At 59.4% G+C, this 14085-nt stretch carries 6 protein-coding genes; all 6 read right to left on the bottom strand.

Going from position 1 to position 14085, the window contains the following annotated elements; genetic code table 11:
• Window position 1 precedes the first annotated feature (1 nt).
• The 6 genes from ACIQV9_RS08005 to ACIQV9_RS07980 all read right to left on the bottom strand — a co-directional run bounded on the left by ACIQV9_RS08005 (window position 2) and on the right by ACIQV9_RS07980 (window position 14031).
• Window positions 2–4393, bottom strand: coding sequence for a dermonecrotic toxin domain-containing protein (locus tag ACIQV9_RS08005; protein WP_403099915.1), 4392 nt, complete (start codon window positions 4391–4393; stop codon window positions 2–4).
• A 294-nt stretch (window positions 4394–4687) separates the two neighbouring features.
• Window positions 4688–9271, bottom strand: a complete 4584-nt coding sequence (locus ACIQV9_RS08000) for a dermonecrotic toxin domain-containing protein (RefSeq protein ID WP_403099914.1) — start codon at window positions 9269–9271, stop codon at window positions 4688–4690.
• 151 nt (window positions 9272–9422) lie between these two features.
• Entirely contained in the window at window positions 9423–10523 is a 1101-nt protein-coding gene (locus ACIQV9_RS07995) for a polyamine ABC transporter substrate-binding protein (protein WP_403099913.1), read from the bottom strand.
• Window positions 10524–10535: 12 nt separating this feature from the next.
• Window positions 10536–11567: a histone deacetylase family protein gene (locus ACIQV9_RS07990; protein ID WP_403099911.1), complete on the bottom strand. Its 1032-nt coding sequence runs from the start codon at window positions 11565–11567 to the stop codon at window positions 10536–10538.
• A gap of 317 nt (window positions 11568–11884) precedes the next feature.
• Window positions 11885–12880 (bottom strand): AraC family transcriptional regulator, encoded by a 996-nt coding sequence (locus ACIQV9_RS07985; RefSeq protein ID WP_403099909.1) that lies wholly within the window; start codon window positions 12878–12880, stop codon window positions 11885–11887.
• A gap of 146 nt (window positions 12881–13026) precedes the next feature.
• A complete protein-coding gene (locus tag ACIQV9_RS07980) occupies window positions 13027–14031 on the bottom strand; it encodes an asparaginase (protein WP_403099907.1) in 1005 nt (334 codons plus the stop codon).
• Between the last annotated feature and the right edge of the window lie 54 nt (window positions 14032–14085).

The raw sequence follows: 14085 nt of genomic DNA, 5'->3' as shown, positions 1-14085 counted from the left end.
GCTACGTTGTGGTGTTTGCCTGTGGTTCCAGGTCCAGGAACAGTTTTCGTAGCGCAGGATCTTCCAGCTTCCTGAACACCCCATCGATGGGTTCGAAGGTGGTCAACGCCTGCTGCTGTTCCAGTGGCAGCGTTTTCAGGTAGTCATCTGAAACTTTCAAATGGGCCGCGGTGTGTGTATTTGCCGGACTCGACATCGTCTCGTAGTGGAAATGCGCAACCCATAACGGCTGATTGCGGGTCTTGTCGACAATCCGGTACTCCTGGAAAAAGTCGCCGAGCCCTCTGGTCTGGATGCGTCCACGTCGATCGCGGCTGATGTCGAGCTGTCCGTTTTCATGCATCCATTTGAAAATGCTCTGGGACGGTTTGCGGCGCGTGTAAAGGTCGGCGCGAACGCTGACACCTTCTTTGCGCAGACGACTGGCCCCCTCACGTAAATCGCGGCTCAGCGTGGCAACCGGGAGAGGGGTGGCTTCGTCCTTCCTGCTGTTGATCACGGCTTGATCAACGCGGCTGGCAGCCTGCTCCAGTTTCAATGCCTGCTGATCGAACACATCCTGAATATCGGCAGGGATGCGTCTTGGGAGCAAAGCGTCTTTACGGGTGCGTTCGATGAATGTGTCCGTTTCCAGGTTCAGCTCGATGCCGGCCTCGATCATTCCCGCATCATCCAGCACCGGATCGGGTTGTTTATAAACGGCGGGGGTAAATGACTTGAGCGGATCCACCGTGGTTTTTTCAGGTTCTTTTTTGCCGGGATCCCGCGGCCGGGTCTTGCGCACCTTGATCGGCTGCCGTGACGTACCCGGTTGTACTCGTTCTACAGGAGGCTGCACGGCCATGGGTTCCGATACTGGCAGCAACGTCTGTAACCGGTTTTGTGCGAGCTGCGCGAACTCGTCGATGAGCGATTGCACATGATCGAGCCTGGCTTGCCTGACCAGTCCAGGGTACGTGCCCGGCAATTCCTGAAGGCGCTGGTCAGCGTCGGCAAATGTCTCCACGAGACTGTTCAATTCCTCGACATGCGTCTGCACATCGGAATGTTCGCCTTCGACTTTCATCAGGTCCGCCATTTGAATCGCGGCCCTCGCGGCGCTCGCCGCGATATGTCCCACCGCTTTACGAGCCTGCTGCATCAGGGGGCTGGTCTGCTCATTGAGGCACAGCTCCTGTGACATGCCGATCTCGTTGGCCTTGATATCCAGAACGGTAAACGAAGGCGCCAGTTTCCTGATTTGCATTGCGCGTTCAATGCCAGGTCGTCCGGCCGCATGCATGTCCTCGAGTGTCGACGCAAACAGGGTCAGCTTTTCAATCATCTCGTCACCGATGTCGGACGCTTTCTGCACATTGTCGACGAACGTTTGCCAGGCAACGGGTTCGTTTTGTTTGCCGCTGCTCAGGACTTGGGTGGCCTGACCATACTCGGATCGTTTCAGGACAAACCACAACGACAGATTCTTCTCCAGCACCACGCTCATGCGAAGCAAGTCTTCCCGGTAGTTTTCCGTCCCGCCGAGGGTGCGCCATTCGCGTAGTTGCTCCAGCGCCTGGCGATACTCGACGATCGTTGCCTCCAGTTTTTCCATGTACGCCGCCGTTCGTTGATCGTAGTTATCGGCGTTGGCCTGCCCGGTGCGGTCATGTAACGTTTTCAGTTCAGTTTCCTTTGCTTTTTCCTGGCTTTTGAAGGAACTCAGGGCTTCCTCCAGATGGCCTCTGCGCTGCTCGTCAGCCGCTTCCTGGTGGCGGCTGAACGCATTCCCGGCCCCCCCTCGCAACCGCAGACGCAGGTCGAGTACCCATTGCCCTCGGCCGTTATCCATCAGCATTGGACCGTTTCGCTCAGGCTGATCCGGGTAAACGATATGAATTTCATCGTCGCCTTTCACGTCGACGTAAAACCACCGATCACCCACCTGTGCGTAGTTTCTGAAGTTGTGTTGGTAAAAATGCGGAGGCGCTCCCTTAACTTTCGTAACGTTTGTGCTGGAAATATCGGGGGCCGCGACTTTGAGCGTGTCCAGGTAAGCGCCCAGCGCGGTCGGTGTTCGGCGTGGAACCGAGCCGGCCAGCTCCAGGGAGGAAAGATGATCGGACGGAAGATCCGGGGCCAGCGGGGTGGGATTGAGCGTGACGGCCACAGGCTCGACAGGGGATTCTGGCGCTTTTCCCTTAGGCAGCTGTTCGATCCGGGGTTTGCTCGAAACCCTTCTGCGTCGCATCACGGCGTGATGGCTGAGGATAATGCCGATCGCCAGCAGAATGTCCGACACCGACGTCCATTCGATGAAGCGGTCATCCTGGTCATGGGCATCGAGTGCCTGTTGAATCTGATTGATGGTTTGCCAGACCCAGACGGCGGTGCCGACCGCACCGCTGAGAAAATTCGAGGCGACGTTGAAGAGCGCCCAGCCACTGTCCTTCAACACGTCCCAGCGCCGTTCGGCATTGGAGTGCGATTGCCGGTCGGCAAGGTTGACCAGCATCCGTGCGTTGCTTTTGAACAGCGCAGACAGAATGTCGCCGGTGATCTCGACGCTTTCGAGCACCACGCGCCCGAACTTGTCTGCGCGCTGCAATGGATTGACGATCTGTTCCGCGATCAGCCACGGAGAGGGCAGTCCGGTGGGAAAAACAGAGCGGGCATATTCAACGCTCAGGTTTTCATCGGGCAACCAGGCCAGCACGGTATCCCTGAGGTCACCGGGTTGGTGCAACGCGTACAAAAGGTTTTGCCTTGAGGGGTATTGCAGCAGGGGCTCATCGAGCATCGGCCGATAGAGCAGGCAAGGTCCGCTGTGTGCGTCTCGAGGGCTGATGATGAACATGTTGTCCACTGTGTCGCTGCTGCTGATCAAGCGATGTTGCGGCGTCATCGTGAGCGGGTAGAGGGCGATGGTTTTGGTGGCGACATCGGGATCGAGCAGCTCGCAGACGTATTGGTAACCGCGTTCGTCCACACCGGTTTCAGGCTTGAATCTGGCCTCTAATGCTTGCAGTGGCAGCAAAGAACGCAATTGATCGCGATAGAAGTTTTCCTGACGTCGGGAGGCGACCGGGTCCTCCAGCAGCTTGGGTTTGATCAGTTCGGGGTAAGCCTTGCCGATGTCCACTCGCGCTGACACGGTGGTGAGAAATTCAGCTGTGAGCCAATCCGGGACGGTCGCCCCACTCTTGAAAGATATGGTGGCCATGTAGGGCGCTTCGTTCTCAAGCGCGAAGTCGGCCAGCGTTTCGACGCGTTGATCGAGGGGGTTGGGCAGAATGAAATTGTCGGCGGTAAAACTGTGGGTGATTTTGATCCGCAGATCATCCAGCGCAAGATTCGTGGCGCCGACCGCCAGCGGATCCGCGATGATCGCTTCACGCATCAGCCGCTGGGCATAGTCGGTGATGGACGGGATCTCGGCGCTGGCCAATTGGCTGTCCGGTTGGCGATACAACTTGCCCAGTGCGCTGATGTAACGGCTGTAGTTTTGAATATCCTCGGAGGAGGCGTTGCGCAACCAATCGGGAATCGCTTTGTTCAGTTGCATGAGTCGCGCTTTTTCGTTGGGGTCGAGTCCGGTTTCGGGCTCGACCTCGACCTCGTCTGCCGGGGCTTCAATAAACTGCAGTGAGTTAATGGCATCCATTTGTGACGACACCAACGCCCACGCCATGTGATCGAAGATGTTGCCTTCGGGCTCGTAAAACCGCCATGTCAGATCGCGTCCTGACCGTTGTTCTTCCAGGCGTGCGGGAAGCGAGTTACCCAGTTCTTCCATCGAACTGAACGACTCATACGCGCGCTCGATGGTGTACATCACCAGCAGTTCGCGCTTGCGATACGTGGCCTTGAGCACCAGCGCGCCACCGATCAAAAGATGGCGGGTGATGTCATTCTCGACGGTATCGATATCGAGAAGGCACGCCTGAATGGCGGAAAATTCGCGGTTTACATTTTTACGGGTGGTTTTGTCCGGGGCGCTGAACACTTCCCGCGCCATCGCGCATTCATCGGCGTCCCAGCCTTTGACTTTCTGCACGTTCAACGCCTTGCGCAGCGTGTCAGACAGCTCCTGCCAGCGGGGGATCGCATGCCCCTTGGCATTCCAGAACGCCAGTTGCCGTGCTTGAGCCTCGACGAACAGGATCGATGCCGAGTCATTGAGCATCTTTGCAATGTCCTCGATGCAGACGGCGAGGTGAACCGGGTTTTTGCTGCCCGGCTCGAGGGTCAGGAAGTGCTCGCCTTCGAGGTAGTTAGCCGTTGTTCCATACAGCCCCTGGCGCATCAGCGCCAAGGTCAGTGACTCGAACTCGGTTTGGCCCGCCTCGACCTGGTCGTCCACGATGAGCCATTGAGGGGTGCCGATGTAGGCGTCATCAGGGGCGATCTGCAATTCTGGCGAGTTTTTTTCCAGCGCCTGGCGCAGCAGGTACGAAGCCACTTCGCTGAGCGTCGGGCCGTGGCTGGTCAGGTTCACCAGGTCACTGGTTTCTACCAAGGGTGTCGAGTCATTTTGAGGCAGTGACGTGTTGTTGCTCATGGCGGATACCTGGGCGCAATGACGAGGCCGGGAAAGCCTCTTGGTGCATCGAAGGTAATCAGGCATCGCCCACCGGGGGTGGTACATAGATATCGCGGGCAAAAAAGACCCGCGAATGCGGGTCTCGGGTTCAGCACAAGATCAGGCTTACGACCCTGAGGCCGAGGCCGGCACTTTGGCGAAAAACAGGGTGGTCGCCAGTTGCGGACTGATCTCGCTGCGGTAGATCGAGATCGCCTGGAGATCGTCGTTGGCGTTGCGGGCCTCGGTTGCGCCGCCCAGCAGCCGTTGCTGCACGGTTTTCAGGTGCGCCGCGGTGAAGGTTTGTGCAGGCGAAGCGGGTTCCGAATAGTGGAAGTGGGCATACCACAGAACACTTTGGCTGCTGTGATCGCGGATCTCATATTCTTCGAGATAGTCTCTTTTACGGCTTTTGAGCAAGCGTCGGCCGGGGTTCTTGACGATATCGACCTGACCTTCGCTGTGCAGCCACCGGACCCGTTCCGCCGTCGGCGGCTGTAGTTTGGTCATACTGATTCGCGTCAAGCGTCCCTGGTTGTGGAGTCTGGTTGCCCCGTCGTTCAGCTGCTTGGCCAGCGTTACGGCGGATCCCGGACCACCTTCGGTGGAATTACTGGCGGTCAGCGCATCGTCGATTGCGCTGGCGGCGTCCTGCAGTCGGTGAGCCTGCTGATGGAACATTTCCTCTATTTCCACGGGTATTCGTCGTGTCCCTTTCGAGTGGGCCTGCGTTCGACGAATGAACGCGTCCAGCCCAGCCAGCAATGCCTGGCCTTGAGCCGTGCTTGCACTCAAGTCGGGTTGGCTAACGGCGGGGGGAGCCGGTTTCGGGGCCACTCTTTCAACCCAGACACCCGGGGTCTTCTCATGAAAGGTCGAGATGACTTTACCGGTCAACGCCGAGGTCACGTCGATCAGTTGTGACCCTTGCATCGCGGAGTCGGCACGTGGCTGGCCCACCACCGTCCCTTTGTAACGGGTCTTGATGATTCGCTTGGCGGGAGCGGTCGGCGGACGGGAAGGGCCGGGTTGCGGCTCGAGTGCCTTGCGTTCGCGCAGCAAGCTCGCTAGCTGCTTCACGGTGCGCTGTTGAAAACCTTCGATACGTTGGCGCATCACGTCGAGGGGTGGTTGCAGGAACTGCCCGGGAAACTCCGTGGGCAGATCGACGATGCGCTGATCGGTGATCGTGAGTTGCTCCACCAGATCGCTGAGCCCATCGATCCGCTCCGGCAAGTGCAGCACCTCTTCGTCAGCAGCCAGGTCCAGCGAAGCCTGAATCGCAAGGCCAACATTTTCGACAACGCTCTCCAGTGCCTGACGCGCTTCAGCTGCGGGCGTGATGCTGTTGTCGAGGCACAACTCTTGACCGAGTGTGATCTGGAACAGTTTGAGGTCCTGTAAATCGAACGACGGCATGTTGGCTTTGACGTCGCGGATCACTTCGATGGCTTCTTTCCCGAGCAGGTTCAGTTGCTCGAAGCACGCATGCGCAGACTCGATTTTGTTGATGTAGCTGGCGGTCAAGTCGCTCGTGAGTTGATGGGTTTGCCGGCTGGTCTGTGTGTTTTCCGTTGGCGGGTTGTCGAGAAGATCGAGGGAAAGGCGCATTTGATTGCCGAAAAACGGCTGCTGATGAACGAACCATTTTTGCAGCAGCGACAGCTGGAAATCCAGGCGGCTGATCATTGCTTTTCGGAAATTGGGAATCGCCTCGCGAGCATTGAAGGCTTTCATCTGTTCCATGTTGGTGCTCAGGAGTGACGTCTGCGCGTCGAGCATTTCAAGGTACAAGCGGCGATGGGTGTCGGTGGCTGTAGTCGCCTGCGCGCTTTTTTCCGCTTCCTTAAGTGCTGTTTCGCGGCTTTTGGTCTGGCTTTCGAACGCTATCATTTGCTGTTTCAGTTCAGCCTGGCGTTGCCGGTTTTGTTGTTCCAGCCGTTGTTTCTCCTTGCCCCCGGCCTTGAGCCTCAGCCGCGTATCGATAAACCATTCGCCCCTGGCGTTCTTGATCAGCAACGGCCCCGTGCGTGCGGGAGATTGGCGCGAGTCAATGATCTGCACATCGTTGTTGTCGTTGAGGGTGACCTCGAACCATCGCTCGCCAACCTTGGCATACCATTTCCCCTTGAGCGAACTGAGGTGTTGGTGAAAGCCGGGCTCGCTGGAGGCGGCGGCCATTCCTTTGGGTTCGGCGATGGCCAGTTCATCAAGCAAGACACCCAGGGATGAAGAAGGCAGCGTAGCGATGGCGTGCAGAGACGTCTCATGGGCCGGTGGAAGCTGATCGAGGTCGGGCAGACGGGTGACCGTGATGGTGTGGGCAGGCTTGCTTTCGGGTGTTACGGAGGGCGGCTCGACCTTCTCGGGCAACCGCGAGACGGGCTTATCGCGAGTGGCAGCCCGATGGGCCAATACCATGCCGAGGGTCAACAGCAGATCGGTCAGGGCGGACCAGGCGAGTGGGCTGTCGTCGTTCTCTGCTGCATCGGTAATGTCCTGCAAGTCGTCCATGACCTGCCAGATCCACGCGGCCACCCCGGCGGTGCGACCGAGGAAGGGCAACGCGACATTGAACAGCATCCATGTGCCTTGCTTGAGCGTTGCCCAGCGAGCTTGCGCATTGGACACCGATTGTTGGTCAGCCAGGGTAATCATGGCGTTGGCGGTGGCTTTGAACAGGGCGGCCAGCGGCGCGTCATCGAGGGCTTCTGCACTGAGCGTCACCGCGCCCATCTTGCCCAGGGCTGACGTGGGATCGACCAGCAATTGGGTCAGCGTCCAGACCGAAGGCAACTCACCCGAAAACACGTACTGGGAATAGTTGAAGCGCACATCGTCGGACAGCCAGGCCAGGATCGATTGGCGAAGCGGTTTTTCGTGCTTGATTGCATACAGCAGATTGGCCTCGCTCGGGTATTGCATCAGCGAGGGGGTGAGCAATGGCCGGTAGAGCAGGCACGGTCCTTTATCGGTGAGTCGCGGACCGATGACGAACATGTTGGCGACTTCATCGCCTTTGCTGCCGGCGCGATCACCGGTCATAAAGGCCAGCGGTCGAATCACAATCTCCTGTCCGTTTACCCTGCGGTCGGCAGCGTTTTCCTGCATAACGGCATTGACGTACTGGTAGCCACGTTCATCAATACCCGCCTCGCCGCGCATCTTGTGCTGCAGCGCCTGCAAGGGCAGTTGGGTACGCAGATGGCGGGTGTAGAGTGCCTGCCGTCGTAACGTTTCTTGCGGATCATCAAGCAACTTGCGCTTGATCAGCGCCGGGTAAACCCCACCGATATCGACCTGCGTGACGAGATTTTCAAGATAGGCAGGGGTCATCCAGACGGGCACTGCGTCGCCGTTTTTGCAGTTCACCGTCTTGTTTCCCAGCGGAACGGCAATCAGGTTTTGCAGCGCCAGTTCGATCAGCGACAGCGTGGTGGTTTGCGTCTTGCCGGGGATCACGACAGCGCCCAGCACCACGACGCTGGTGATGCTGATTTCAATGTCTTGCAGATCCAGGTCCGCTGCCGCGGAATGATCCTTGATCATCTGCTCTCGCAAGGTTTGCAGCGCAAACTCCGGCAGTGACGAGATGCCTTCGTCGAAGGTTTTTCCAGCGTCCTGTTCCCGCAGCTGCGCCAGCTCCATCAAGTGTCGGCTGTAGCGGGTGAGGTCCGCCGACGAAGCGTTTTTCAGCCAGCCTGTCAGTAACCCCTGAACCTTGTTGAAGCGTGACGACGGCAGGGCTTCAAATTCAGTGAAGCTTTTTGCCGCGGCACTGATTTGTGGCGAAAGATTCGTAAAAGAAGTGCGCGCAACCCTACTGAATGAACCGATGGCTTCGGCTTCGAGTGCAATCAGCGCGCAGGCCTGGTGGTGAAAGAAGTTGCCCTCGGGTTCATACAGACGCCATTGCAGGGTTTGTTCGATGCTTGACGTTCCAGGGTGTGCGAACACTGTTTCACCCAATGCCGCAACAGAGTCATAACGCTTGAACCCTTCGGCAATCGAGTGCGTCAGCACCAGGGTCCGCGTGCCCAATGTGCCCACGAACACGGCGATGTCCAGGACGCGCAGATGTTCGCTGACCGCGTTCTCAACCCGATCGGTGTCGATCAGGCAGGCCTTGGTCAGGTACTTGTCCTGTGGCCTTGTTGCGCGATCCGGATGATTGAACACGGCCTGGGCCATGGCTTTTTCATCGGCATCCCAGTTCGAGGCGGGATCGGGGCTCCAGATGTCCTGCAGCGATTGCGCGAGCGAATGCCAGCGCGGCGTCGAAGGGCTTGTCTCCTGGTTCCAGTAATCAAGTTGCTGTTGCTGATAGGCGATGAACAGCTGCGGAGCGAGCGCGTTGAGCAGGCAACCGATGGCATCGATTTTCACCGGCAGTTGAGCCTGCGGTTCAGCGCCCGGTTGCAGGGTCAGGAAATGTTCTCCATCGAGGAGCGTCACCGTCGATCCCGACAAACCAAGTCGTACCAGCACATCGGTGAGCGATTCAAACACGTCAGGGCCGGGCACGACGTTGTCGCCGGTATCGACCCAGGTCGGGGTGACGACCGTGGCGAGCGTCGGATCAATCTTCAACTGCGGATACAGCGCGTTGAGCGCAGGGCTCAGCGCGGTCGCTGCGACTTCTCTGATCGAGGGGCCGGTGACCAGCTGGGTCAGTACCTCTTCTGCACTCGGGGCAACGGTTTCGGACATGGTCGTCTCCTGACTGAGAACGCGCCGCTGCTGAATGCGCAACGCGGGATCGGGAGAAGGTATCGGGCGGTTCAAAGTGTCGGGTGGTACATAAATATCGCAGGCAAAAAAAGACCCGCGTCGCGGCGGGTCTTCGGTTTTCAGCCGGGCTTCAGGTCCCGGACTTGATCTTGGTCCAGGCCCGGGTCCGCGCACGTTCGGCATCGCGCGGCAACGGTTGCAGGGTGTAGAGCGTGCCCATCGCTGTTTCGGTCGGGTACAGGTTCGGGTTGTTGCGGATCGCCGGGTCGACCAGTTCCGTGGCGTCCTTGTTCGGGTTCGGGTAGCCGACGAAATCGCTGACTGGCGCGATCACCTTCGGTTGCAGCAGGTAGTTGATGAAGGTGTAGGCGTCTTCCGGGTTCTTCGCGCCTTTGGGAATCGCGAGCATGTCGAACCAGATCGGCGCGCCTTCTTTGGGCAGGCGCATATCGACGATCACACCGTTCTTGGCTTCCTTGGCGCGGTTGGCGGCCTGGGAGAAGCTGCCGGAATAACCGACCGCGACGCAGATGTCGCCGTTGGCAATGTCCGCCATGTATTTGGAGGAGTGGAAGTAGGTGATGTATGGACGAATTTTCATCAACAGCGCTTCAGCCTTTTCGTAGTCCGCCGGCTTCTTGCTGTTGGGGTCCAGACCGAGGTGTTGCAGGGCCAGCGGCAGGATCTCCGACGGCGAGTCGAGCAGGGCGACGCCGCACTGCTTGAGCTTGCTGATGTTCTCTTCCTTGAAGATCAGGTCCCAGCTGTCCACCGGCGCATTGTCGCCCAGCGCGGCTTTGATCTTGTCCGGGTTGAAGCCGATCAGGATGGTCCCGTACATGTACGGTACGGCGAATTTGTTGCCCGGGTCGTTGCCTTCGAGCAGCTTCATCAGCTTCGGATCGAGGTGGTTCCAGTTCGGCAATTTGCTGCGGTCCAGGGGCTGGAACACGCCGGCTTCGATCTGCTTGGCGAGGAACACGTTGGACGGCACCACCACGTCATAGCCGGAGTTGCCGGTCAGCAGCTTGGCCTCAAGTGCTTCGTTGGTGTCAAAGATGTCGTAGACCAGTTTGGTCTGGGTGTTCTGTGCCTTGAAGTCTTCCAGCGCCTTGGGGGTGATGTAGTCGAACCAGTTATAGACGCGCAACGTTCGCTCTTCAGCGTGGGCGGCGCCACCGAGTACCGTGGCGCACAGTACCGGTGCGATAAAACGCTTGAGTCTGTTCATTGTTCTAATTCCTCATTGGGCGCTTTCAAAACCTTCGAGAACGTTCACGGCATTGATGCCGATTTCTTCTACCGCGTAACCGCCTTCCATCACGAACAGCGTCGGCTTGCCGAGCTTCGCGATGCGCGCGCCCATGGCCAGGTAATCCGGGCTGTCGAGCTTGAATTGGGAGATCGGGTCGTCCTTGAACGTGTCGACGCCCAGGGACACAACAACGATGTCCGCACCGTACTTTTCGATCTCTTTGCAGGCTTGTTCCAGTGCTGCACTCCAGCTGTCCCAGCCACTGCCGGCCGGCAAAGGGTAGTTGAAGTTGAAGCCTTCGCCGGCCCCTTCGCCGAGCTCGTCTTCATAGCCGAGGAAGAACGGGAACTCGGCTTCCGGATGACCGTGAATCGAGGTGAACAGCACATCGTTGCGTTCGTAGAAAATCGATTGGGTGCCGTTGCCGTGGTGGTAGTCGACGTCGAGGATCGCGACCTTTTTGTGGCCCTGATCGAGGAACGCCTGAGCGGCGATGGCCGCGTTGTTGAGGTAGCAATAACCGCCCATCAAGTCGCTGGCGGCGTGGTGTCCCGGTGGGCGGCACAAGGCGAAGGCACTGCGGGCGCCGCGCTGGATGGCGGTTTGCGCGGTGAGGGCCACTTGCGCTGCGCTGTACGCCGCTTGCCACGTGCCGGCGGTAATCGGTGCGCCGCCGTCGAAGCTGTAATAGCCGAGCTGGCCGTGCAGGCTGGTGGGGATGATCCGGCGCAGCGTGCGGGCCGGCCAGGTGTAGGGCAGCAAGTCGCCGTCAGTATTGAATTCGGTCCAGCGTGCCCAGGCGCCTTTGAAGAAGTCGAGGTAGTCGCGGCTGTGGATGCGCGCGATCGGCTCCAGGCCGAAATCCTGCGGCGCTTCGACCGGGCCGAGGTTCTGCGTTTGCACCCGTTGCAGCACATGGTCGGCACGTGAGGGCATTTCGAAGCAGGGCATCAGTTGCCCGTCCATCAATTCACAACGGCCGTGGTGCAGGTGGTGATCGTCCGAGTAGATCGTCAGCATTTTCTTGTTCTCCGCAGGCTGATTCGGTTGGCTACAGTCTTGCGGCGGATGGCGATTCGGAGAACGGCAGGAAAGGCCAAAAGGGGATCGATATGGCCAAAATAGTTGACCGAAATTCGCCCCTTGTTGGCGCGGCTGCGCCCCGGTTCAGGCATGGAATGCAGACCCGTGTGGGAGCGAGCCCTGTGGCGAGGGGATTTATCCCCGTTCGGCTGCGAAGCAGTCGTAAACACGGTTTAACTTTGAAATGCCGGGGTCGCTACGCAACCCAACGGGGATAAATCCCCTCGCCACAGGGCCCGCTCCCACAGGGATTGTCAGTGTGGCCGGAACTGACTCGGCGCCACCCCGCTCCAGCGCACAAACGCATGGCGAAAACTTGCGGTCTCGCTGAAACCCAGCGCCTCGGCGATCCGGTAGATCGGCATCTGGTCTTCACAGAGCATTTGCTTGGCCTGCTCGAAACGCAGCTCATCGAGCAATTCCTGATAGCTGCACCCCGAATCCTTGAGGTGTCGACGCAAGGTGCGCGCCGAGCAATTCATCTGCTCGGCCAGGCCTTCCAGCCCCGGCGCTGCATTCAGTTGCGCACGGAGCAGCTGCCGAATCCGCCCCAGCCACGCCTGACGCCCAGTGAATTCGGTGTTCTGCTTGCGGCAGCGGTCGACCATGGCCTGATGGGTGATGACATCGGCCAGCGGCAAGGGCTGGTCGAGCCAGCGCTTGTCAAACGCAAAGGCGTTATCCCGCGCGGCGAAGTGCAGTGGGCAGTCGAAGTGTTCGGCGTAGCTCGCCCGATAGTCCGGCGCCGCATGTTCCAGGCGAGCCGCAAGCAATGGCAGGGGATGCCCGAGCAGGTCGTCGCAGATGACTTTCAACGACACCAGACAGAACTCGGCGTTGAACACGGCCAGCGCCGGGTTCTCCCGGTAATCGGCGGCCACGAACCAGATGCGCTCGCCGTCCTCTTCCAGGCTCAACTCGAAAAGTGTTCCCAACAGCGCCGGATATCGTATCGCCAGGCGCAAAGCGTCACCGAAGGTGGCACTGGTGAGCAGCGCATAACCGAGCATGCCGTAGGACGAAACGTGCATCCGCCGGCCCAGTTCCAGGCCGATGTCCCGCTTGAGCGCGACCGCGTTGGCGCAAACCTGCATCTCCTGGTTGGTGGTGATGCGCGTGTCCGCCCGGCTCAGATCCGCCGCGCTGATGCCACTTCCCGCCAGCAGCGCTTCGCTGGACAAGCCTTCGGCCTTGAAGGTGTTGAGCACCAGGGAGACGGCGTTGAGGGTGGTGAGGTGGGAGTGGAGCATGGGTGTTCCAGCCTTGGGATGCTGGAACGGCAGCAAGTTGTATGCCGGGAACTGAACCTGTAGGAGCGAGGCTTGCCCGCGAAGCTTTTGGCGTATTCGAAGACCCCTTCGCGGGCAAGCCTCGCTCCTACAGGTCCTGCGGTGTGTCAGCTGAGTTCGCCGCAGAGGTCGAGCTCGATTAGTCGTCGCACTTCAGCGGTGTCCAGCCCGGCACCCAACAAGCCATGCAATTTACCGAACGCCGCCTCACGGGTCATACCGCCACCCGACAGCACGCCAACACCACGCAACCGGCTACCGGCCTCGTAGACATCCAGCTCAACGCCACCTTCGTGGCATTGGGTGACGGCGACAACAACCACACCTTTGTCCCGCGCCCGCTCCAGAGCGGCGAGAAATTCAGGGTTGTCGCTCGGCCCGGTGCCGCTGCCATAGCACTCCAGCACCAGGCCTTGAATGCCGCTGTTCAGCACGCCATCAAGTTGCTCGGCGCCGATACCGGGAAACAACGGCAGCACCGCGACTTTCGCCAGTTGCTTGCTCTGGTTGTAATGCAATTGAGCCGGCAGCGAAGTGACCTTCACACCACCGCCCTGACGCTCCAGCCGCTTGAACGGATGGCGACCGAAGCTGCGGACTTTCGCGCAACGGGTCGGGTCCAGCAGTTCGCCGTGGAAATACAGATGAACGCCCGGCGCCAGGCCATGGCCCAGGGCAACCAGCGCACCGCTGAGGTTTTCCCAGGCATCGCTGTCGGTCACGCCGGCCGGCAGCATCGAGCCGGTGAACACCACGCGGGCATTCAGGCCGAGCAATTGAAAACTCATCGCGGCGGCGCTGTAGGCGAGGGTGTCGGTGCCGTGCAGGATCAACACGCTGTCGCAGCCCTGGACATCCACGGCGTCGACCACCGCTTCACGCAGTTGCTGCCAGTACGCCGGGCTCATGTTGGCGCTGTCGATCAGCGGCGACATTTCACGAAAGCGCCACTGCGGCACGACAAGGTCAGGCTGGCTGTGCAGATACTCGCGCATCCGCGCTTCAAAACCGGACGCCGGGGCCAGGCCATTGGCGCTGGCTTGCATGCCGATGGTGCCGCCGGTGTAGAGCACCATGACGTGCTGGGCGGCAGGGTAGGAGTTGGGAACCATGGGAAAGTCTCCGCAAGAGATGACATGTAGGAGCGAGCCTGCTCGCTCCCACAA

Source organism: Pseudomonas sp. NPDC099000, from assembly GCF_044759925.1.
Lineage (GTDB): Bacteria > Pseudomonadota > Gammaproteobacteria > Pseudomonadales > Pseudomonadaceae > Aquipseudomonas.
The sequence above is the reverse complement of the archived record's forward strand: the minus strand, read 5'-3'. Positions and strand labels throughout refer to the sequence as shown.

Coding starts and splice junctions, on each gene's coding strand:
- ACIQV9_RS08000 (WP_403099914.1), bottom strand. CDS start 9,271: ATGTCCGAAACCGTTGCCCCGAGTGCAGAAGAGGTACTGACCCAGCTG.
- ACIQV9_RS07995 (WP_403099913.1), bottom strand. CDS start 10,523: ATGAACAGACTCAAGCGTTTTATCGCACCGGTACTGTGCGCCACGGTA.
- ACIQV9_RS07985 (WP_403099909.1), bottom strand. CDS start 12,880: ATGCTCCACTCCCACCTCACCACCCTCAACGCCGTCTCCCTGGTGCTC.
- ACIQV9_RS07980 (WP_403099907.1), bottom strand. CDS start 14,031: ATGGTTCCCAACTCCTACCCTGCCGCCCAGCACGTCATGGTGCTCTAC.
- ACIQV9_RS07990 (WP_403099911.1), bottom strand. CDS start 11,567: ATGCTGACGATCTACTCGGACGATCACCACCTGCACCACGGCCGTTGT.